Source organism: Acinetobacter sp. PFS20, from assembly GCF_052261015.1.
In the GTDB taxonomy this organism is placed as follows: domain Bacteria; phylum Pseudomonadota; class Gammaproteobacteria; order Pseudomonadales; family Moraxellaceae; genus Acinetobacter.
This window is the reverse complement of sequence record NZ_JBPVZE010000001.1, coordinates 3579522-3600326: the sequence shown is the minus strand read 5'-3', so window position 1 is coordinate 3600326 and position 20805 is coordinate 3579522. Positions and strand designations below refer to the sequence as shown.

Below are 20805 nucleotides of genomic sequence, written 5' to 3'. Positions count from 1 at the left end.
TGAACGAAATTTAATTTGCATGGCAATTTATTGCCTATCTGCAGACTGATCAGAGCGGACATCGTTGGCCGTCTTTGTTTATTCATTGAATCATCATTGATTCATCATGCAATGAATAAAGCAAAGCTTGTGCCAAAAAATGAATTTTACTAAAAAGGAAAAATTACTTTCTAATTTTATTGAGTTAGTTTGTGAGGATGAATGTAAGAAAAACAATTACGAAAATGGTTAAGTAGTAATAAGAGAATAAGAAGGTCTTTATATTTGTAGTTTTTATAAAAAATGCTCATTTTTTTAGCATTTTGATTTAAAAAGAAGCAAAATGTAGATAGAAAGAAAGCTATAAAAACGTGCATAAGTTTTTATAGCTCTATACGGGACCAGAAATTAGAAGCGGTAACCAACACCAGCGTAACCTAAAATTGGGTTAATTTCGATATCTGCTTTTGCATTGATTAATTCACCATACTTAGCATCATTTACTGTAATCGTCGTATCTGTTTTTAAGTGAGCATAGGAAACAGAGCCAACCGCATACCATTTATCATTAAAGTCGTAGGTGAAACCTAAAGTCGCTACAGGAGCTATAGCATCTGAAGCTTCAAGTTCTACTTTAGGATCTCCTGAGCTAGTTTTTCTTTCTAAAGCAGCACCTGCTTTACCATCTTTAATATTCACAATCATATGACCAGCATTGACTAAATCTTTCTCAATTTCTGGGTTCATTTCTAATTCACTGAAATAGGCGTACATAACCCCTAGTCCAACATATGGTCTAAATTTATTTACACCAGTTTTGCCGAAGTGATATTGAAATTCAAATGCTGGTGTCCAAGCACGCGCTGAAGCGGCACTCCCATGTCCTTCAAGATCTGTAATGAAAAGATTATTTTCAAGTTCCATAGATCCAAGAATCCCACCAGCGGGTTTCGCTGTGGCTGAAAAAGGCGCATAAATTTTCCCTTTTCCTTGTAAGTCAACTTTAGGTGGAATCCCAGCTTTTAACTCTAATGAAAAATTATCTGTAAAAAAGTAATTACTCATCAATCCTAAGGTGGTGACATCATCGGCTTCTAAACCTGTTTTGTCAGCATCCCATTGACTTAGACCGCGCACCTCAGCTGTTCCGCTTAGCCAAGAAGGAATCGTATCTGTACCTAAACCAATAACACCAATGAGCTGTTCAAGAACGACATTACTATTACTGTCTGAAATGTTGTCTTGAATTGTTTTAACTTTAATATCTCCGACTTTAGATTGCTCATTTTCTTTAACAGAAGTATTAATTCTAAAAGGCTGAGCATTACCAGTCGGTTTAACATATAAAGGACCAGCAGATACAGAGAAACGTTTGAAGCCATCACCATCCTTTAAACTAAAATACGGCGAAGCGGCGTTAGTGATTGTTGGCAGGGCAAAAAAGGCAGCTGTCATACAAAATAATGACTTTTTCATCATAAAAGGACTCCATGTCCGAACATTTGTTTACTGATTTTTATTGAGCCAACCATACCGCGTTTTATTAAAATGATTGTTTATTAAAAATTAATAATTGTAATTTTTTTGAAATAATTGTTTATATTTGGCAATATTTTTTAATTTTAAATACATAATAAATAATAAAAGGCTACATAAAGCAGCCTTTTATTTAAGTTTGTTAAACTATTAGTTGAAGCGAGATAAGTCCTCTTCAGGGCGTGCAGTTAAAACTTCAATGCCTGTTTGAGTCACTAAAATAGTATGTTCATATTGAGCTGAAAGTTTATGGTCTTTCGTTACAACAGTCCATTTATCGCCTAATAGTTTAGTTTGCCATACGCCAGCATTTACCATGGGTTCAATAGTAAAAGTCATACCAGCTTCCAGACGCATACCTGTACCAGCTTGACCATAATGTAATACTTGAGGTTCATCATGGAAAACGGTACCAATACCGTGGCCACAATATTCACGAACTACACTAAAACGCTCTGATTCGACATATTTCTGGATTGCATGGCCAATGTCACCTAAATATGAACCATCTTTAACAGTTGCCATGCCTCGATACATTGCTTCTTGAGCAACTTTACATAGACGGTTGGCTAAAATAGACGTCTCACCACCGACGATATACATCATGTTTGTATCGCCGTGATAACCATCTTTAATCACAGTCACATCAATGTTTAAAATATCACCGTTTTTTAACGTTTTATTTTCAGAAGGAATGCCATGGCAGACAACATGGTTAACCGAAGTACAAATAGAGTGCTGAAAAGCAGGGCGTCCAGGAGCGCCACCATAGCCGACACAGGCAGGAATAGCATGTTGTACATTTTCAATGTGATTACGGCAAATGGTATCAAGTTCAAGTGTACTTACACCCGCCTTGATATACGGCTTGATCATCTCTAGAACTTCAGCCGCCAGTCGTCCTGCAATGCGCATTTTTTCAATTTCATCTGGAGTTTTGATTAATCGACGTGGAGCTGTATAAGTACTGTTCATGATCTCTAAAAACTTTTGGTAATTTACAAGTGTCTATGGTATAAATAGCCGCCCATTTTATCAAATGCTTTTCGTGAATATCTTTTACGAACAAATTTGATAGGTGGAGTAAAAAATCCGCACATATATCGTCACATTACTCTGGGTGCCTGTAAAAGGGTGGAGAATGCGGATATATGGAGGCCTAACCCAACTTTTAAGGTAAAGAAAATGGCAGATTACAACGTAAGCATGCGTGACCTTCTTCAAGCAGGCGCGCACTTTGGTCACCAAACTCGTTTCTGGAACCCAAAAATGCGTCAATACATTTTTGGCGCGCGTAACAAAATTCACATCATCAACCTTGAGCACACTGTTCCTGCGTTAAATGATGCTTTGAACTTCGCTAACCAATTAGCAAGCAAAAAGAACAAAGTTTTGTTCGTTGGTACAAAACGTGCTGCTTCTAACATCATCCGTGAACAAGCTCAACGCGCTGGTCAACCATATGTAGACCACCGTTGGTTAGGTGGTATGTTGACGAACTGGAAAACACTTCGCCAATCTATCAACCGTTTAAAAGATCTTCAAACTCAATCTCAAGACGGTACTTTTGCTAAGCTTACTAAACGTGAAGCTTTAGAACGTGCTCGTGAGATGGAAAAACTTGAGCGTTCTTTAGGCGGCGTTAAAAACATGGGTGGTTTACCTGACGCATTATTTGTAATCGACGTTGATCACGAAGCGATTGCAATCAAAGAAGCGAAGAACTTAGGTATTCCTGTTATCGGTATCGTTGATACAAACTCTAATCCAGACAACGTTGATTACGTTATTCCGGGTAACGACGATGCGATCCGTGCAGTAACTCTATATGCTTCAGCTATGGCTGACGCAATTCTTGCTGGTAAAGAATACGCTCAATCTCAAGCGAACGCTCAAGCAAAAGGCGATGACGCTGCGAAAGACGCTTCTGAGGCTTAATGCGTTTTGACGCATGCTTGTCATTTTTGCGACATGTAATGGTGGCAAATTAAGCGTCGAGAGTGCAAACGGCCCAGAGTTTCTTTGGGCCGTTTTTGTTGAAAAGATTTATTTTCTACCGATTTTAGGAGATCAACATGACTGCAATTACTGCAAGCATGGTAAAAGAATTACGTGACCGTACTGGTCTTGCAATGATGGAATGCAAAAAAGCATTAACAGAAGCGAACGGTGACATCGAGCTTGCTATTGATAACCTTCGTAAATCTGGTCAAGCTAAAGCTGCTAAAAAAGCTGGTAACATTGCTGCTGACGGTGCAATCACAATCGTTCAAGAAGGCAACAAAGCAATCCTAGTTGAAGTTAACTGTCAAACTGACTTCGTTGCTAAAGACGAAAACTTCTCTAACTTCTCTAAAGCTGTTGCTACTGCTGCTTTAGCTGCTGGTGAAACTGATGCTGCTAAAATCGCTGAATTAAAATTAGCAGACGGTCAAACAGTTGAAGAAGCTCGTATTGCGCTTGTTCAAAAAATCGGTGAAAACATCCAAGTTCGTCGTGCGAAAATCGTTGAAGGCGAAAACTTGGCTATCTACAAACACGGTTTAAAAATCGGTGTTGTAGTTTCTTATACTGGTGATGCTGACACTGGTAAAGGTATTGCAATGCACGTTGCTGCATTCAACCCAGTAGCTGTAAATGCTGAAGCTGTTCCTGCTGACCTTATCGCTAAAGAAAAAGAAATTGCTGAAGCGAAAGCGTTAGAGTCTGGTAAGCCAGCTAACATCGTTGAGAAAATGGTAACTGGTTCAGTTGATAAATACTTGAACGAAGTTGCTCTTGATCGTCAAATGTACGTAATTGACAACGACAAAAAAGTTGCTGATGTATTAAAAGCAACTGGTACTACTGTTGCTAACTTCGTACGTTTCGAAGTTGGTGAAGGTATTGAGAAAAAAGCAGAAATGAGCTTCGCTGAAGAAGTTGCTGCTGCTCAAGCTGCTGCGAAGTAATTCGTATCACAATAAAAAAAGCCCCATTGGGGCTTTTTTTATCTCAGTTAAATTAAGGGTAGAAAATGACAAATAAAAAAAATCTCAGTATTGGTGGTGTCATAATTTTATTGATTGCTGCATATTTTGGTCTGGATTTATCTGGGCATAAGCAAAATCAATCGCCATCATTAGTCATACCCGAAGCTCAGCATACTGAAACTACACTTTCAAATAATGGGGCGGATACAATAAAAGCTGCTTATGAGCAGAGACAAAGTAATGTTCAAGTGCAGGGAAGTGGCCGAGTAAAAGCAATTTTAAGAGATGATAATGATGGGTCGAGACACCAGAAATTTATTCTTGTACTAAAAAATGGCCTTTCAATTTTAGTCGCACATAATATTGATTTAGCACCTAAAATTCCTAATTTGAAAAAAGGTGATGCGGTAGAGTTTTACGGTGAATATGAATATAACCCAAAAGGCGGTGTATTGCACTGGACACATCGTGATCCACAAAATCGTCATGAAAGCGGTTGGCTCAAACATGATGGGCAAATCTACCAATAAAGCCGAATAAACAAATAAAGAGATTGTTTTTATAGAGCAATTTTATTCTATTCAGTTTCTTAAAACATGCTATGGTTTTTTTATTGAATAGATGAGACGTATTTATGCAGCGGGAGCAAGCCGATTATCTGCATGTGCGAGAGCTGGGCGGTTTAGAGTTACTAAAAGCACATTATCACCAAACACAATTTTCGAAGCATACTCATGAAGGGTACTGTATTGGTGTAATTGAAGAGGGAGCACAGTCTTTTTTTAGGACGGGCCAGCTGCATGTAGCTCCCAAAGGCGATATTATTTTAGTAAATGCTGACGAAATTCATACGGGCTCATCTGCTGTTGAATCAGGTTGGCGATATCGGGCAATTTATCCTACACCTGAAATGTTGGCAGAAGTCAGCCAAGATTTTTTTGAAAATTCACGCGGAGCTCCATGGTTTCCTCAAGCTGTCATTCGTGACTTAGGTCTGGCTCAACAACTTTGTTTACTCTTTGATTTATTAGAACAAAAAGATAATTTTTTACTTAAAGAAACAATGTATTTATCAACTTTAGCCTGTCTAATGAAGCGACATGGTAAATCAAATCATACTTTTTGTGAGTTGCCAGAAGCATATTCAAAAATATTAAGAGTTAAAGAATTACTAATAGAAATGCCTGAAACGAATTTTTCTTTGCAAGATCTGGCTGATATGGTGGGTCTAAGCGCATGGCACTTCTTAAGACAATTTAAAAAATATGTGGGCTTGCCACCTCATGCTTGGCTTGTTCAAGCACGCTTACAAAAAGCAAGACAATTATTAAAACAGGGTGACCAAATTGCGATGGTGGCACAGCAATGTGGTTTTTCTGATCAAAGCCATTTTAATCGTCACTTTAAAAAAGCAATGGGAGTGACGCCTACTCAATATGTAGTTAGCCTAAATAACTAGATTATTAAAAATTTATTTACAGCAATTTTATTCAATATAAATCAACTCTCATTACGCATTTTATAGAGAGATCTTTTATCTTGGATTTTATATATGAATATTCAACTTCATCAGTTGGTGAGGTTTCCAAAAAATAAGCCATCCTATCTTTTTTTACGTGGTGCAATGGATATTTTGCCCTTGTCAATTTCTGTTATTCCGTGGGCAATTTTGGCAGGCTCTATGGCAATTCATGCAGGTTTATCTTTTTATAAAGCCTTTGCGATGTCGGGAATTGTTTTTGCTGGAGCAGCTCAATTAGTTAGTTTAAGCATGGTAATAGAAGGGGCATCTACTTTTACAATTTATGTGACGATTTTCTTTTTAACGGCTCAGCATTTTATTTATGCATTAACTTTAAGAAATGACATTTCTGCTTTGTCTCTTTCGAAACGGTTAAGTGTGGGTTTTTTATTAACAGATGAATTATTTGCGGTGTGTGTATCCGGCGAAAAAAGACAGCCAGAATATCTGTTGGGTGCAGGTCTGTCTTTTTATTTATTCTGGGTAGTTTTTAGCTTGGTTGGAATACTTTTGGCAACAGTGATTCCAGATTTACTAAATTATCATTTAGATTTTTCCATTGTGGCTATTTTTATTGCCATGATCGTGCCGCTATGTAAGGGGTTACCTGTAATTGCGGGTGTCCTAATGACTTGTTTCAGCGGATTTTTCTTTAAATTGTATCAAGTTGAAGGGGCAATTTTACTTTCAGGATTAATAGGGATGTTGGTTGCTGTGTTAACTGAAAAAATAGGTAAGGAGCAATAATATGTCTTGGTTTATGATTTTAGGTTTGGCAGCAATCGTCTTTTTTAATCGTTATTATTTTTTAGAACCTAACGTTAAAATTAAATTACCAATTATTATGAATAAGATGCTTAATTATTCTGCACCTTGTTTATTAACAGCAATTTGTATTCCAGTTGTTTTTTTTGATGGCGATAATTTAAAAGGAATTATTGATAATCCTTATATTTATGCAGCAATCTTCTGTATTGTGATTGCCCTTTATCTGAAGAAAGTGCTTTTAAGTGTTATTGCTAGTTTGGTTTTTTTCTATTTTATAAATTTTCTAATAAATTACTAAAATGTAAAAGCTGAATCGAGATGATCCAGCTTTAATTCAACAATTAGGATATAGCGTGTTTTTGTCTACTTTTCCATTTAGGTAAGATTTTTCCTAGATAAGCATCCATACACCAGACCGGGCCAATGAGTAAAAATTGTAAATCTTTAAAGAAAGATGGTTTTTTACCCTCAACTTTATGGCCATAGAACTGTCCGATCCAAGCAATTACAAAAATAGCAATATAAAATCCTACTCCTACAGGTAGGGTGTAAATGAGCCACGCCATAACAACAAGTAAAGCTGCCATAGCAACAGCAAGTACAAGATCTAAACGAGCATAAAATACTAAAGTGAGTACAAGTAATAGAGCAGTGAGCAAGGTACTGAAATGGGCAATGATTCCAATAATAGAAAATAAAATGGCAGGAACGCAGAGCCAGTGAATTTGTTTATTGGTTGGGTTTTGATGGCTTTCGCTATATTCGTCAAACCATTCTGTAACGGATTTCATTAATGGCACACTCCTTGTTTTAACTTTGATTTATTTTTTCTGGATATATTTTAGCCTGTTCTGGAGGAGTTCGACAAGAAACCCACACTATTCAACTATAGCAACTTGGCAGTAAAAACTGAGGAAGGGGTGGAAGAAAAAATAATGTGGCGATGATTGAAAAAATAGTCCATTTGAACTCAAAAAAGAGTGCAATATTTCATAATATTTTTTCTGTGTTGCTCAATGATGAAAACATCAAAAAAAGTGTAATTTTGAGATGAGTGGGAAAATTGTGTGAAAAAGCTCTACTCATCTACTCTAAAAACGCCATAAATAGCCCTTATTTTAGAAAAATGGTACTAGGGTAGCGCAAATTTATTAAGGTCGCTCTAAGCGCAATTTAGAGGCGAAATAGACTTTGATAAAATAAAAGAAATTTTTTGTTCGAAAAATAATCAAAACTGGGGTTGGAGAAGGGTTAAAAAAGATAATTTTTTTACCTTAAGCTAGGAATTATTTTTATAGTTTAAAACATAAAAAAAGCCGCAGAAAAATTGCGGCTTTTTACATGAGCTCTAGAGTCTATAACTTATGAAGTTGGACCATCAACGCGCTCAATATTTACTTTTGCAGTTCCAGCATTGGTAATACCAAGACGTTTAGCTGCACCGTAAGATAGGTCAAGTACACGATTGCCATGGAAAGGACCACGGTCATTTACTTTTACAACCACACTTTTGCCATTGTCTTTATTCGTTACTCGAATGTAACAGTTCAACGGTAGGCTACGGTGAGCAGCAGTAAGCGCATTCATATCGAATGTGTCACCACTTGCTGTTTTGCGACCATGGAATTGACGACCATACCATGAAGCCATACCAGTTTGGCTAAACTTACGAACAGTGTTTGAAGCTACTGTGTTAAGTTTTTCAATCACTGAAGGCTCATCTTCAGGGATTTCAATTTTTGCTGCGATCGCTTGACGACGGATTTGATCGCCAGAACGTTCAGTGATTGAAAGACTGTTAATGTTAGAAAAACGAGAATTAAAATTTTGAGTATCTTTACTCAATACACGTGCTGCTAAATTAGAACCATCTACATCACTATTTAATGATGAAGATTGCACCATTTCAGCGTGCAATGGGGCTATGCTTAAACTAGCCGTCAGTGCAAGAACGTATTTCAGCGATAACTGCATTTGTATAAACTCCTGAGAACATGTACTTTTTTCTTTCAGCGATTGACTGAAATTTAAAGTGAACATGTCTTATTATTCACTTTTGCAATTGCTACATTGGGGTGGATGATATTCATCGCTTACGGAGAGTGTCTAGTCTTTAACGAGAAATAGTTACAAAAAGGGCAAAAACTTACAGTTCTGGGTTAAAAAATAATCAAAAGTGTAACAAAATATTAAATTTGTGCGTATTGTGATCTATTTAACAAAAATATTTATTGACTTTTACATAACTAATAAAAAAGCTAGCCTATCGGCTAGCCACTTCAGTGCCTAATAACCATACAGCAGTCGCATACATACGGCTCTTATTATAGGTCGTAATTACTTGAAAATTCGGGTAAGTCAAATAATAAATTGGACCATTATAGTCTTGTAATTGAATAACATTCACCATATCCAAATCATCAATTTTAACTAAAGGATTTAAGGGTGAAATCCCGAGTGTCTTTAATGCACCATATGGAAAAGGTTGAGTTAAATCTTTAGCAATAACACTGTCTGGATTTGACCCTGTGTAACGTGCCATGAAACCGATAGGTTGATCGCGTTGCCATCCTTGTTTTGCTAAGTAATTTGCGATTGAACCGATTGCATCTTCTGCAGAGTTTCTTAAATCGATGTGTCCATTACCATCATAATCGACCCCATATTTACTAATATTACTCGGCATAAATTGTGGATAGCCAATTGCACCTGCATAGGAACCTACAATACTACTTGTTGGATAACCTTCTTTATAGGTCCATGCAATAAGAGCCGCGAGTTCATCTCCAAAATATTCAGCACGGCGAGGGTAGCCAAAAGCAAGTGTGGCTAATGCATCACGTGTAATAAATGAACCTTTATTTGCGCCATAACCTGTCTCAACACCCAAGATGCCCAAAATGACAGCTTGAGATACACCATATTGTTGTTCAGCACGGTTTAAAGCATCTGCATATTGGTTTTTAAAACGGACACCACGTTGAATTGTTCCTTCAACCAAAAACATAGAGCGATAGTCATACCAAGGTTTGCTTTCACCTGGACGAGTCATAATATTTAGAATGTTTGGTAAATTTTTTGCACCATTCATAGCTGCATCAACTTGATCGCCACTTAAACCATAAGCACTCATCGTTTTTTGTTTAAAATTTACATAATCAGGATGCGTGGCAAAATCGTTGGCCTGAGCGAAGTGACTTGTACTGATTAAACCAGTACACAAAGCGAGCATTTTTAAAGTTTTATTTAAGTGTTGAGACAACATATCGTTTTAAAATTCCAGATTATCGATGTGTATGAATGGACATGACTAAACCAAAGGTGGCCATTAAAGTAATAATAGCTGTTCCGCCATAACTCATAAAAGGTAAAGGAACACCTACTACAGGTAAAATACCACTGACCATTCCCGCATTTACAAATACATACACAAAAAAAGACAAACCAAAGGCGCCAGCAACTAAACGTCCATAGTTATGGAAGCTTTGTAAACCGATTTGGAATGTTCTAAAAATAATAGCAAAATAAAGAATAACTAAAATAAGTACACCGATAAGCCCAAACTCTTCGGAGTACGCAGCAATAATAAAGTCGGTATGACCTTCAGGTAAAAAGTGCAAATGTGATTGGGTACCTTCAAGAAATCCTTTACCTGAAAAACCACCAGAACCAATTGCAGTTTTAGATTGAATAATATTCCAACCAGTACCGAGTGCATCTGCCTCTGGATCAAGTAAAGTTAAAACCCTTTGACGTTGGTAGTCGTGTAAAAGAAATTCCCAAGCAATCGGAATGACCACCGCGGCACAGGCTCCCGCAGCACCGATCATACGCCACGATAGCCCACTTAAAAATAAAACAAATATACCGCTTGCTAATACTAAAAGTGATGTCCCTAAGTCAGGTTGTTCTGCAATCAATAAAAAAGGAATACCAATTAACATTAATGATAAAACAACTTGTGAAAAACTAGGGGGAAGGGGTTTACGTGCTAAAAACCAGGCAATCATCATGGGCATGCCGATTTTCATGAATTCACTGGGTTGCACACTTCCGAAACCAGGAATATCAATCCAACGCTGAGCACCCATTCGGACTTCACCAAATATCATGACTGCCAAAAGTGAAAATAAGCCAAATAAATAAAAATAGGGTGAAAAAGCTTGATAGACCTTAGGTGGAATTTGGGCTAGGCCAATCATCACTAGAAAACCAATACCAAAACTCATGGCTTGTTTACTCACTAACCCTACATCTTGTGCAGAAGCACTATATAGTACGGTTAAACCTAATAGCGCATTTAAGAGCAGAAATAGGCATAGCCAAGGGTCAACATGGAGTTGTTGCCACTTTGAAGGTTGCATAGCAGTGCTAAGACCATCTCGAGGAGCTTGGCGTAAAAATTTATATTGCGGACTAGGAGACATGCGGCGTTAACTAAGGTCAATCAGTGCTTGGCGCATGCTAACATAAACTTGGTTAATGGCAATGTATATCAATATTTTGCAATAAAAAAACCTAGCTTTCGCTAGGTTTCCGATAGTCTATTTTTTATTAGTTAAAGAATAAACCATCATGATATTCAGCCATCGCTTTTAGTTCAGTACGATTTAAGCTTGGAATCAATTTGTCGATCGCAATGTGAACAGCTTTTGTTACAGCTGCTGCACCAATATCGGCTGCTTTACGCTTAATCATCCCAAGATCTAATGTTTTATTAAAATCAGACATGAAGTGTTTAATCATGGCATCGCCGAATTGTTTATATAACTCGGCTAAAGCAGCTTTATTAATGTCATTGCCTGCTTCAAGCTCAGCAAAGTTATGCTTAAGGTTAGTCACTAAACCTGCATCTAAATTTACGCCTACTTTATATTGGCCTTGTGGGTCTTTAAATAAGCTTTTTTCAGAAAACTCTACTGATTGTTTAACCACATCATTTGGTGCTTTGCTTAACAATTGCTTTAAAAGAACAGCAACAGTTGATTTGACATAGCCTGCTAGTTTTTCGGCAGTATCGCGCTTTTCACTTGCAGGAAAATGCTGAACTAACTGAATTAAGACATTATCAATAATCTCTTCATTAAGTTGTAAAGCAATCTTATCGCGAAGTGGATATAAAGGTTCGCTAGAATTTTTATTCGCAATTCCAGTTTGTATATCGTTCAATAAGCCTTCAGAAGGGGTAAAACCAAAAAACGGCATGGTGTATCCTCAAATTATTCGTTTTATTGTCGTGCCAATCGAATCGGTTTTGGCATCCATGAAAGATCCGATACTCGGCAAGGGTTAATATCAAGTCCGCCGCGACGAGTATAAGTTGCATAAACCATCAGCTTCTCAGGCTCTAGATTTTGCCAAATATCGGCAAAAATCTGTTCAACACACTGTTCGTGAAAGCCGTTATGCTGACGGTACGAGATAATATAAGCTAAAACACTACGATAACAAGGTTTTTTGCCTTTAAAACGAATAAAAACTGTACCCCAATCTGGTTGTCCCGTGACTGGGCAGTTACTTCTCAAAAGATGAGAATACAGCTCAATTTCAACTTCTTCACCAGCCTCATCTCGTTTTAAAAGAGTTGCATCAGGATGATGCTCTAAACGTTCTGGAATAAGGTCATCAATACAAATGCCTTGAGGTTTAGAGATATCTAAATCATCAACCTGAAATAAGGTTAATTCAACTTTTGCACCCGCAGCAGCTGAGAGATCTTTTTCAACCGTTTCAATGAATGAATCTTTCGAATCAAATTGAGTGAAATTAAGACTATTGAAGTAGAGTTTTAATGACTTTGACTCAATCAAATTAGGTGAAGAAGCGGGCAGTGTAATTCTGCCAATCGCAACTTGTGGAATACCATGAGCGTTTAACCATGAGATTTCAAAAACATGCCACCAATCTTTACCTTGAGTAATGCCTTCAATATGTGAATAGCTTTCACGAGACTGAGCACGGGCAATTGGAAATAAAACATCAGGTTGATAATTAGTTGGATATTGGGTTTCTTTACCCAATAAAGACTGTTCGACACTCATTCACGCATTCCTGAACCACGAGCAAGTAAATAGTAAGCAATTCCGTAAAGTACAACACAGCATGATGTCACAATGATTAAAGAGAATGAAACATTCACATCACTATGACCTAAAATGCCGAAACGGAAAGCATTAACCATATAAACAATAGGGTTAATTAAAGAAAGTTTTTGCCAAAAAGGACCAAGTGCACTAATGGCATAAAACACACCACCTAAATAAGTTAAGGGTGTAAGAACAAAGGTGGGAATAATAGAAATATCATCAAATGATTTTGCATAGACTGCATTAATAAAACCACCTAATGAGAAAAGAACCGATGTAATTAAGACTGTATATATAGTTACGAACCAGTTATGTATGAAAAGGTCAGTAAAGAACATGCTCATTGCAGTCACAATAGCACCCACTAATACACCACGGCAAATACCGCCAATTACATAGCCCCATAAAATGATATGGAGTGGCACGGGACTCATGATGAGTTCTTCAATACTTTTTTGGAATTTCACACTAAAGAAACTTGAAGAAACGTTGGCATAACTATTGGTAATGACCGCCATCATAATTAAACCGGGCACAATAAATTGCATGTAGCTCACACCACCCATTTGTCCAATGCGTGAACCCACCAAATTACCGAAAATGACAAAGTACAAACTCATTGTAATTGCCGGTGGTAATAAGGTTTGTGGCCAAATGCGTAGAAAACGGCGTACTTCTTTACGAACGATGGTCCAGAGAGCAATTTGCAGTTGGCTAAAATTCATTTTGCCTCTCCTTCAAGATTTTTCTCGACCATTTTGACAAATAACTCTTCTAAACGGTTCGATTTATTGCGCATACTACGAACACGAATACCTTGAGATTCTAATAGCTGGAATAGGTCATTTAATGTATGCGCTCTATCCATCGTTACTTCTAATGTATTGCTATCGATTAAGTTAAACTTTACACCAATAATATTTAACTGAAGCGGCCCAATCGGTTCGGCTAAATCGAAGATAAATGATTCTTCATTGAGCTGATTAAGGAAGTTCTTCATGCTGGTATCTTCTTTAATTACACCGCGGTCAATAATCGCAATTTGACGACACAACATTTCTGCTTCTTCTAAATAGTGGGTCGTTAAAATAATAGAAGTACCGCTTTCGTTCATTTCAGTCAGAAAATCCCACATAGAACGGCGTAATTCAATATCTACACCGGCAGTAGGTTCATCTAGAATAAGAAGTTTAGGCTCATGCATCATGGCACGGGCAATCATCAAACGACGCTTCATACCACCAGATAGCATACGTGCTTGTATATTACGTTTTTCCCAAAGACCGAGCTTTTCTAAATAATGTTCTGCACGTTTTTCTGCAATCTTTTTGTGGATTCCATAATAGCCAGCTTGAGTGACCAAAATATCGAATGTTTTTTCGAACTGTCCAAAGTTAAATTCTTGAGGAACGACACCAAGCTGCTGTTTTGCCAGAGATGGATGGGTATCGAGATTATGCCCAAAAATCTCAACAGTTCCTGAGGTTTTTTTCGTGAGGGAGCTGATAATACCAATGGTTGTTGATTTGCCGGCACCATTTGGGCCTAACAACGCATAAAATTCACCTTCAGGCACAGTGAGGTTAATACCTTTTAACGCCTGAAAACCATTACGATATGTTTTGGACAAATCTCTTAAAACCAAAGCATCAGTCATGAAATTCTCACATTATGAAAGAGGGGTATATTTTGAGCGATAATGATTAATAAACCAAGTAAAATAGTCGGAATTTTATAAAATTAAGAGAAATTGAGAAATTATTATATAAAAGCTGGTGCGCCCGGCGGGGATCGAACCCACGACCCCAGGTTTCGGAAACCTGTACTCTATCCAACTGAGCTACGAGCGCATGCGTGGGGCACATCATAGGAAAAAAACACTGGCAGGTAAAGCACGAAATACGTGCCAAGTGAATTTAATGCTTAATTAAACAGCAAGTTGTTTAATATTTATATACTTTCTTGAAGAAGCTGAATTGAATAGTTAATTGTATGTAAAGCACTTGCAAGTTCCTGAGGAGGAATCCGTGATTCTTGTAAACTGGTAATCCACTGCATCTGACATAATTTAAGCTCTTGTATTGTAGTCGTTTTCTCTATTTTTTGAACTAGTGGTTTAGTCATTAGTCCACAATAACTGCTAAGCGTTTTCATCATTAATAGTTGTATTTCTTCGAAAGAAAGAGCCTTAGAAGGTATTACTGGTTGAAAATATGTAGTACTGGACTGATCTAAAGTTTTTTGTTCGGAAAGCTGGATTTCTCCAACAATATTTGGGGAATGTGCTATGGAGCTACCAACAGATTCTTTTTGATTTTCTTCTACTTTATTTATTGGGGATGGGGATGTTTTTAAAATAATTTCTTCATCAGTTAACGTTTCTGTAGAGGCAGTTGAGGCAATAAGTTCTAAGTCGACAAGCTGTTGAATCAATTCTGGAGAAGCAATACGTTTTTTAAATTCAACATTTAAGTTTTGAAAATCTTCATGGTCTATTAAGAGTAATAAACGTCTTTGTTTTGCATTTAAAACAATATTGCGTTGTTGAAGCGCAACTCTTCCTAAATTGGTTCTATAAAAACCAGCCATTATGTTTCCCCAATATAAAAAAAATCAGACTGTTCAATCTTCTGAGTTGAACAGTGCTGTTTTTAATAAAATATAAATGGGGTTAACCATAAAACTCAAAAATGACAATATGATGAAGAATTGATGAATATCATCTATTTAAGTCATTAAAGTACACTTTCTAATGCTTTGCGAAGGTAAATATCAAGCTCATCTTGGCGTAATAACCATTGAATATAGTCTTTAGGAAGTTCAGCAATTGCTGTGCCTTTATGCTTACCAAAGTTAACCGTCGTGGGGATACGTGCTTCTTCAGAAACTCGGTATAGCTCTTCAATATCTTGAATATTTAAATGATAGACAATATGCATCAAAATATTGGCAGTCAAAATAATATCGGCATCGGCACGGTGTGCACCTTTGAGTAATTCACGAGCTTTACTGCTGCCTTGTGAAATCATATAAATGAGGGCGGAGATATTATGTGCTTCTGCTTCAGGCCAAACTTTACGTGCTAAAGCTAAAGTGCAAATCGGTTTAATATTCGATACATCAACACCACAACGAGCAATTGCGGCAATATCGTAATCAATATTGTGACCAATAATATAAGTTGTGGTCTCTGGTAATTCAAAGGTTTTATAGTGGGGCTGGTTTTCTAAATCTGACTCTAATATATGGTGAACTGCCATAGCCGCGTAAGAAATAGGAGTACCCACTTGATAGAGCTGATCAAACAATTTGCTTTTATCTAAGGTGAGTTTGCCTTCATTAAGTTCAATCGGGGCATACGCGATTTCAATAGGCAAACCATTTAGTGTATGTGTTTCTGTATCTAAAATAATGGCTTGCATATTTGGCCTTTCAAATAATTACGAGTAGCTATGAATGGTAACAGTTGGCTATTCACTTTAAAACATGGAGTAGAGCCAGAAATTAGCGAGAATGACAATTCATGCTCAAAAATAGAGTCTTTCATGGATTAATTTTGCTCAAATATGACTTGCCAAAAATTAAGTTTAGGCGTAATTGTTTTTAAGGCATTAGAAAATGTTGATTAAAAAACTAAAGCACAACAAAAATGGAATTTAAGGGAAGATATACCAATGAAAATGAAACTGTTCATGACCAGTGTTCTTAGCACGAGTTTATTTTTAGTCGCTTGTGGAGGAGGGAGTAGTGATGATGGCCCAGCTCCTACTAATCCATCCGGGACACCAATCAATAATATTCAAAATCCAGTTGTTAAAGTTGAAGCTTACACAAGTACTAACTTAGGAAGTGTGGCAGCAGAAAGTAGTATTTTGACTTATAAAATGTTGGGTCAAAGTGGTCAAGAAGTACAGGCAACCAGTTTGGTATTTACACCAAATACTCCACCACCAGTAGGAGGTTGGCCAATTGTAGTCTGGGCACATGGCACTACAGGTGTTGCTGATGCCTGTGCACCGAGTAAAGCAGCTTTAACAGACAGTACAAAAGATTTAATTAGTAAGTTACTTGCAGCTGGTTATGTTGTTGTTGCACCAGACTATGAAGGTTTAGGTACTTCAGGCATACATCCATTTTTAAATGTTAAAAGTGAGGCTTTCTCAATTACAGATGCTGTGGTTGCAACGCGTAACTATTTATCACAGCGTAACTTATTAACTTCAAAAAAATGGCTTACAGTCGGACATTCCCAAGGGGGACATGCTGCGTTGAGTGCTGCACAATATGCGAGTCGTGCACAGCTAGACTATAAAGGTACAGTAGCCGTAGCACCAGCTTCTAATTTAGGTTTTATTTTAGTTGCAGGTGAACAAGCTGTTGCTAATACAACTATAGATAAAAAGATTCCGATGTATGCACAGCTTGATACCTATACTGCGTTAGTTACAGCAGGTATTCGAAATACACAGCCAAGTTTTAATTATTCGCAGGTATTTACTTCACAAACAGAAAGTACAGCACAGCAGGCAGAAACGATTTGTGCGGGGCCATTAGCTCAAGCTTTGGTAGTTAATATGCAAACCTACGCAGCAACACATGGCGGCACATTGGACGGTTTTACACGTACACAACCTAACTTTATGGCAGTACCCTTGGTTAAAACATTCTTAGATAAAGATTCTCAACCTTTACAGGCAAAAGTATCTACACCAATCATTATTTATCAGGGGGTAGCAGATACAACAGTTCCTAAAGTAGCTACAGATATTTTGATATCTAATGCCACTGTCGTAGGTACTAAAATTAATAGTTATGTGACTGGTAACTGGGACCATGGCACGGCGATGAGTAGTAATGTAGACAACATTGTTGGAAATGTTCAGACCTTGCTAACAGCACAATAGAGTTATTGATATTTAAAGTATTTTTAACATTATTGTAAGCTAAAGTGAATGAGGAAAAAATTTAACATATAAGCTTTAAACCAGCTTTTTTATTGATTTATAAACAATGGCTCATTTTTTATAAAACTTGAGCCATTTTTATTTAAAACTGAGCTAACTTCATTCTGTTTAATTATAAAGTTCATGCTACAATATGTCGCAATCTTAGCACGGCTTAAAAGCCCTAATTTTATAGGACCCCCGCTAATGTTTGCCAATATTTCCATTTCTGAATTTGATCCAGAATTAGCTCAAGCAATTGCTTCTGAAGGTGAGCGTCAAGAAGCACATATCGAGTTAATTGCTTCTGAAAACTATTGCTCTCCTGCTGTGATGGAAGCGCAAGGATCAAAACTTACGAATAAATATGCAGAAGGTTATCCAGGTAAACGCTATTATGGCGGTTGCGAATATGTGGATATCATTGAGCAAATGGCGATTGATCGTGCTAAAGAACTTTTTGGTGCAGATTACGCAAACGTTCAACCACACGCTGGCTCACAAGCTAACTCTGCTGTTTATCTAGCGCTTCTTAACCCAGGCGATACTGTTTTAGGTATGAGCTTGGCTCACGGTGGTCACTTGACTCACGGTGCTAAAGTAAGCTTCTCTGGTAAAACTTATAATGCAGTTCAATACGGTCTAAACGCTGAAACTGGCGAGATCGATTATGAAGAAGTTGAACGCTTAGCATTAGAGCACAAGCCACGTATGATCGTTGCTGGTTTCTCTGCTTACAGCCGTGTTGTAGATTGGCAACGTTTCCGTGATATCGCGGACAAAGTTGGCGCTTACCTTTTTGTTGATATGGCTCACGTTGCAGGTCTTGTAGCTGCTGGCGTATATCCAAACCCAGTTCAAATTGCTGACGTAACTACAACTACGACTCACAAAACACTTCGTGGTCCACGTTCTGGTTTAATCCTTGCGAAAGCGAATGAAGAAATCGAGAAAAAACTTCAATCAGCTGTATTCCCTGGTAACCAAGGTGGTCCATTGATGCATGCGATTGCTGCTAAAGCAATCTGCTTCAAAGAAGCAATGTCTGATGAGTTTAAAGCTTACCAACAACAAGTTGTGAAAAATGCTCAAGCTATGGCTGAAGTGTTAATCGCTCGTGGTTATGACGTTGTTTCTGGTGGTACAGAAAACCACTTATTCTTGTTATCTTTAATCAAGCAAGATGTAACTGGTAAAGATGCAGATGCTTGGTTAGGTGCTGCTCACATTACTGTGAACAAAAACTCAGTTCCAAATGACCCACGTTCTCCATTTGTGACTTCTGGTATCCGTATCGGTACTCCAGCGGTAACAACTCGTGGTTTCGGTGAAGCTGAAGTTCGTGAACTTGCTGCTTGGATCGCTGACGTGATTGACAGCAAAGGTGACGAAAAAGTTATTGCTGATGTAAAAGCGAAAGTTGAAACTGTTTGTGCAAAATTCCCTGTATACGCACAATAAGTTGTAAATATAAAAAAAGCGCCATACGGCGCTTTTTTTATATCAAGTTAATTATGGAAGAATTAACTTTTAGATTTTGCCGATGACTCGGCATCATGCCAGCCACCACCTAATGCACGGATTAAATTTACACTAGCCATCATTCTAGTGCCGTTAAGCTGTGCGGAAAGTTGCTCTTGTTGCAAAATAGTCCGATCTGAATCAATCACATCAAGATAGCTAATTGCACCTTCTCGATAACGTAGATGAGACAGCTGATTTGCATGGCGAGAAGAAGAAAGTGCTTGGCTTTGAGCCTGGATTTGCTGATCGAGAATTCTTTGATCAGATAAACCATTTTCAACTTCGCGAAATGCATTCAATACAGTTTGGCGATAATTCGCAACGCTTTCTTCATAGGCAGCTCGCGCTTGAGCGACTCCAGCTTTACGTTGCCCGCCGTCAAATAATGGTAAAGATAAAATAGTGCCTGCGACTGGACCAAGTAAGAATGTACGGCTCGACCATTTACCTAAATCACCTAAAGTTGATGATTCATAACCGAGTGCACCTGTTAGGTCCAGTTTTGGGAAGAAAGCAGCGCGTGCAATTCCAATACGTGCATTATCTGCTGCCATCGCACGCTCGGCAGCAGCAATGTCAGGTCGTCTTTCAAGTAAGGCCGATGGTAAACCTGCTGGCAGACGGAGATTGTTTGCAGTTAATGGTTGAATTGCCAAGTTAAACTCAGCAGGTGTTTTGCCTAACAATACTGCAAGTGCATGTTCCGCATTGGCTCGGTTACGAGCAATGTTCAGTGCATTGGTTTGGGCGGTAGCCAGTTCAGTCTGTGCGCGAGAAACATCTAATTCGCTGACTAAGCCATTTTGAAATCGAGTTTGAACGAGATCTCGTGTCTCGCCAAGCAGTTTAATAGTGCGATTATAAATTGCTTGTTCAGCGTCAAGCTGACGAATGAGAAAGTAACCTTGGGCAACATCTGCTTGTAAGGCTAAAAGTGCCGACTGATATAAAGCTTCTTGTTGCTGTACATCAGCTGTTGCTGCATTGACACTACTGGCGATACGACCAAATAAATCTAGCTCATATGAAACATTTGCTTGAGCACGCCATAAGGTTTGTGCAGATGTATGGGCATTGTCATCTAAACCCAATGAAGCAGGAGAGGGTTTTTGACGAGTTGGGCCAAAGCCAGCACCAATACTTGGCAAACGTTCAGCTTGTGCTGCGGAACGTAACGCACGTGAAGCCTGAATATTAGCCGCTGCCGCTTTAAGACTCTGGTTTCCAGAAATGGCTTGTTGTTCGAGCTCATTCAATTGAGCATCATTAAAAACACGCCACCATTCACCTCGAATCTGCTGATCGGCAGGTTGGGCAATTTTCCAATTATTGTCTTCAAATTTAGGATCAGACTCTTTAAATTTGACTGGAACTATCACCTTTGCAGGTTGATATTCTGGAGCCAAAGAGCAGCCTGCAAGCAGCAGGCTTCCCATCAGTGAGGACAATAATAAGCTTTGTTTTGCTGTAGCCAT

At 38.0% G+C, this 20805-nt stretch carries 21 protein-coding genes, 1 tRNA gene and 1 pseudogene; 8 read left to right on the top strand and 15 right to left on the bottom strand.

From position 1 onward, the window contains the following. Positions 1–387 precede the first annotated feature (387 nt). Both ACS125_RS17075 and map read right to left on the bottom strand, forming a co-directional pair. The gene (locus ACS125_RS17075) at positions 388–1458 is read right to left on the bottom strand and encodes an OmpW/AlkL family protein (RefSeq protein WP_013197209.1); all 1071 of its coding nucleotides are present in this window, start codon (positions 1456–1458) and stop codon (positions 388–390) included. 207 nt (positions 1459–1665) lie between these two features. Beyond that, positions 1666–2490 (bottom strand): type I methionyl aminopeptidase, encoded by an 825-nt coding sequence (gene map, locus ACS125_RS17070; protein WP_004790999.1) that lies wholly within the window; start codon positions 2488–2490, stop codon positions 1666–1668. 210 nt (positions 2491–2700) lie between these two features. Here map and rpsB point away from each other — a divergent pair, with 210 nt between their 5' ends. From rpsB to ACS125_RS17040, 6 genes are all read left to right on the top strand, one after another. Next, positions 2701–3453 carry a 30S ribosomal protein S2 gene (rpsB, locus tag ACS125_RS17065; protein ID WP_002118204.1) on the top strand — a complete coding sequence of 251 codons (753 nt, stop codon included), beginning with the start codon at positions 2701–2703 and terminating at the stop codon, positions 3451–3453. A 137-nt stretch (positions 3454–3590) separates the two neighbouring features. Continuing rightward, complete coding sequence (tsf, locus tag ACS125_RS17060) at positions 3591–4466, top strand: translation elongation factor Ts (RefSeq protein WP_004791001.1); 876 nt, start codon at positions 3591–3593, stop codon at positions 4464–4466. 65 nt (positions 4467–4531) lie between these two features. Next, a complete protein-coding gene (locus ACS125_RS17055) occupies positions 4532–5017 on the top strand; it encodes a DUF3465 domain-containing protein (RefSeq protein WP_004791003.1) in 486 nt (161 codons plus the stop codon). Between the two features lie 104 nt (positions 5018–5121). Further along, complete coding sequence (locus ACS125_RS17050) at positions 5122–5946, top strand: AraC family transcriptional regulator (protein WP_174741165.1); 825 nt, start codon at positions 5122–5124, stop codon at positions 5944–5946. 93 nt (positions 5947–6039) lie between these two features. After that, positions 6040–6756 carry an AzlC family ABC transporter permease gene (locus ACS125_RS17045; RefSeq protein ID WP_174741163.1) on the top strand — a complete coding sequence of 239 codons (717 nt, stop codon included), beginning with the start codon at positions 6040–6042 and terminating at the stop codon, positions 6754–6756. 1 nt (position 6757) lies between these two features. Continuing rightward, positions 6758–7075 (top strand): AzlD domain-containing protein, encoded by a 318-nt coding sequence (locus ACS125_RS17040; RefSeq protein ID WP_238611777.1) that lies wholly within the window; start codon positions 6758–6760, stop codon positions 7073–7075. A 43-nt stretch (positions 7076–7118) separates the two neighbouring features. Here the strand turns inward: ACS125_RS17040 and ACS125_RS17035 are convergent, their stop codons facing one another. The 11 genes from ACS125_RS17035 to ACS125_RS16985 form a co-directional block, all read right to left on the bottom strand. Beyond that, the gene (locus ACS125_RS17035; RefSeq protein WP_004791012.1) at positions 7119–7568 is read right to left on the bottom strand and encodes an Mpo1 family 2-hydroxy fatty acid dioxygenase; all 450 of its coding nucleotides are present in this window, start codon (positions 7566–7568) and stop codon (positions 7119–7121) included. A 571-nt stretch (positions 7569–8139) separates the two neighbouring features. After that, positions 8140–8751 carry a septal ring lytic transglycosylase RlpA family protein gene (locus ACS125_RS17030; RefSeq protein WP_004791014.1) on the bottom strand — a complete coding sequence of 204 codons (612 nt, stop codon included), beginning with the start codon at positions 8749–8751 and terminating at the stop codon, positions 8140–8142. Positions 8752–9040: 289 nt separating this feature from the next. After that, on the bottom strand, positions 9041–10042 hold the full coding sequence (gene mltB / locus ACS125_RS17025) for a lytic murein transglycosylase B (RefSeq protein WP_111854377.1): 1002 nt from the start codon (positions 10040–10042) through the stop codon (positions 9041–9043). 19 nt (positions 10043–10061) lie between these two features. Further along, complete coding sequence (gene rodA / locus ACS125_RS17020; RefSeq protein ID WP_004791019.1) at positions 10062–11204, bottom strand: rod shape-determining protein RodA; 1143 nt, start codon at positions 11202–11204, stop codon at positions 10062–10064. Positions 11205–11331: 127 nt separating this feature from the next. Further along, positions 11332–11982 carry a hypothetical protein gene (locus ACS125_RS17015; protein ID WP_004791021.1) on the bottom strand — a complete coding sequence of 217 codons (651 nt, stop codon included), beginning with the start codon at positions 11980–11982 and terminating at the stop codon, positions 11332–11334. Positions 11983–12005: 23 nt separating this feature from the next. Then, on the bottom strand, positions 12006–12818 hold the full coding sequence (queF, locus tag ACS125_RS17010) for an NADPH-dependent 7-cyano-7-deazaguanine reductase QueF (protein ID WP_443273504.1): 813 nt from the start codon (positions 12816–12818) through the stop codon (positions 12006–12008). After that, a complete protein-coding gene (locus ACS125_RS17005; RefSeq protein WP_004791025.1) occupies positions 12815–13588 on the bottom strand; it encodes an ABC transporter permease in 774 nt (257 codons plus the stop codon). Before ACS125_RS17005 ends, queF begins: the two co-directional genes overlap by 4 nt. Next, entirely contained in the window at positions 13585–14520 is a 936-nt protein-coding gene (locus ACS125_RS17000; RefSeq protein ID WP_005307103.1) for an ABC transporter ATP-binding protein, read from the bottom strand. Before ACS125_RS17000 ends, ACS125_RS17005 begins: the two co-directional genes overlap by 4 nt. 116 nt (positions 14521–14636) lie before the next feature. Further along, positions 14637–14713: transfer RNA gene (locus ACS125_RS16995), tRNA-Arg, on the bottom strand. A gap of 100 nt (positions 14714–14813) precedes the next feature. Further along, complete coding sequence (locus tag ACS125_RS16990) at positions 14814–15455, bottom strand: hypothetical protein (RefSeq protein ID WP_443274018.1); 642 nt, start codon at positions 15453–15455, stop codon at positions 14814–14816. Positions 15456–15598: 143 nt separating this feature from the next. Then, complete coding sequence (locus ACS125_RS16985; protein ID WP_004791168.1) at positions 15599–16285, bottom strand: 3'-5' exonuclease; 687 nt, start codon at positions 16283–16285, stop codon at positions 15599–15601. Positions 16286–16537: 252 nt separating this feature from the next. Here ACS125_RS16985 and ACS125_RS16980 point away from each other — a divergent pair, with 252 nt between their 5' ends. Continuing rightward, the gene (locus ACS125_RS16980; protein ID WP_443273501.1) at positions 16538–17767 is read left to right on the top strand and encodes an alpha/beta hydrolase; all 1230 of its coding nucleotides are present in this window, start codon (positions 16538–16540) and stop codon (positions 17765–17767) included. 92 nt (positions 17768–17859) lie between these two features. Here ACS125_RS16980 and ACS125_RS16975 read toward each other — a convergent pair. Then, a pseudogene (locus tag ACS125_RS16975) lies at positions 17860–17952 on the bottom strand (hypothetical protein); the annotation flags it as partial. Between the two features lie 61 nt (positions 17953–18013). Here ACS125_RS16975 and glyA point away from each other — a divergent pair. Beyond that, positions 18014–19267: a serine hydroxymethyltransferase gene (gene glyA / locus ACS125_RS16970; protein ID WP_443273499.1), complete on the top strand. Its 1254-nt coding sequence runs from the start codon at positions 18014–18016 to the stop codon at positions 19265–19267. A gap of 62 nt (positions 19268–19329) precedes the next feature. Here the strand turns inward: glyA and ACS125_RS16965 are convergent, their stop codons facing one another. Next, on the bottom strand, positions 19330–20805 hold the full coding sequence (locus ACS125_RS16965) for an efflux transporter outer membrane subunit (RefSeq protein WP_443273497.1): 1476 nt from the start codon (positions 20803–20805) through the stop codon (positions 19330–19332).

Bases quoted from the DNA above. Each gene is read 5' to 3' on its own strand.
- ACS125_RS17075 (WP_013197209.1), bottom strand. From the start codon at position 1,458: ATGATGAAAAAGTCATTATTTTGTATGACAGCTGCCTTTTTTGCCCTG.
- map (WP_004790999.1), bottom strand. From the start codon at position 2,490: ATGAACAGTACTTATACAGCTCCACGTCGATTAATCAAAACTCCAGAT.
- rpsB (WP_002118204.1), top strand. From the start codon at position 2,701: ATGGCAGATTACAACGTAAGCATGCGTGACCTTCTTCAAGCAGGCGCG.
- tsf (WP_004791001.1), top strand. From the start codon at position 3,591: ATGACTGCAATTACTGCAAGCATGGTAAAAGAATTACGTGACCGTACT.
- ACS125_RS17055 (WP_004791003.1), top strand. From the start codon at position 4,532: ATGACAAATAAAAAAAATCTCAGTATTGGTGGTGTCATAATTTTATTG.
- ACS125_RS17050 (WP_174741165.1), top strand. From the start codon at position 5,122: ATGCAGCGGGAGCAAGCCGATTATCTGCATGTGCGAGAGCTGGGCGGT.
- ACS125_RS17045 (WP_174741163.1), top strand. From the start codon at position 6,040: ATGAATATTCAACTTCATCAGTTGGTGAGGTTTCCAAAAAATAAGCCA.
- ACS125_RS17040 (WP_238611777.1), top strand. From the start codon at position 6,758: ATGTCTTGGTTTATGATTTTAGGTTTGGCAGCAATCGTCTTTTTTAAT.
- ACS125_RS17035 (WP_004791012.1), bottom strand. From the start codon at position 7,568: ATGAAATCCGTTACAGAATGGTTTGACGAATATAGCGAAAGCCATCAA.
- ACS125_RS17030 (WP_004791014.1), bottom strand. From the start codon at position 8,751: ATGCAGTTATCGCTGAAATACGTTCTTGCACTGACGGCTAGTTTAAGC.
- mltB (WP_111854377.1), bottom strand. From the start codon at position 10,042: ATGTTGTCTCAACACTTAAATAAAACTTTAAAAATGCTCGCTTTGTGT.
- rodA (WP_004791019.1), bottom strand. From the start codon at position 11,204: ATGTCTCCTAGTCCGCAATATAAATTTTTACGCCAAGCTCCTCGAGAT.
- ACS125_RS17015 (WP_004791021.1), bottom strand. From the start codon at position 11,982: ATGCCGTTTTTTGGTTTTACCCCTTCTGAAGGCTTATTGAACGATATA.
- queF (WP_443273504.1), bottom strand. From the start codon at position 12,818: ATGAGTGTCGAACAGTCTTTATTGGGTAAAGAAACCCAATATCCAACT.
- ACS125_RS17005 (WP_004791025.1), bottom strand. From the start codon at position 13,588: ATGAATTTTAGCCAACTGCAAATTGCTCTCTGGACCATCGTTCGTAAA.
- ACS125_RS17000 (WP_005307103.1), bottom strand. From the start codon at position 14,520: ATGACTGATGCTTTGGTTTTAAGAGATTTGTCCAAAACATATCGTAAT.
- ACS125_RS16985 (WP_004791168.1), bottom strand. From the start codon at position 16,285: ATGCAAGCCATTATTTTAGATACAGAAACACATACACTAAATGGTTTG.
- ACS125_RS16980 (WP_443273501.1), top strand. From the start codon at position 16,538: ATGAAAATGAAACTGTTCATGACCAGTGTTCTTAGCACGAGTTTATTT.
- glyA (WP_443273499.1), top strand. From the start codon at position 18,014: ATGTTTGCCAATATTTCCATTTCTGAATTTGATCCAGAATTAGCTCAA.
- ACS125_RS16965 (WP_443273497.1), bottom strand. From the start codon at position 20,805: ATGGCTACAGCAAAACAAAGCTTATTATTGTCCTCACTGATGGGAAGC.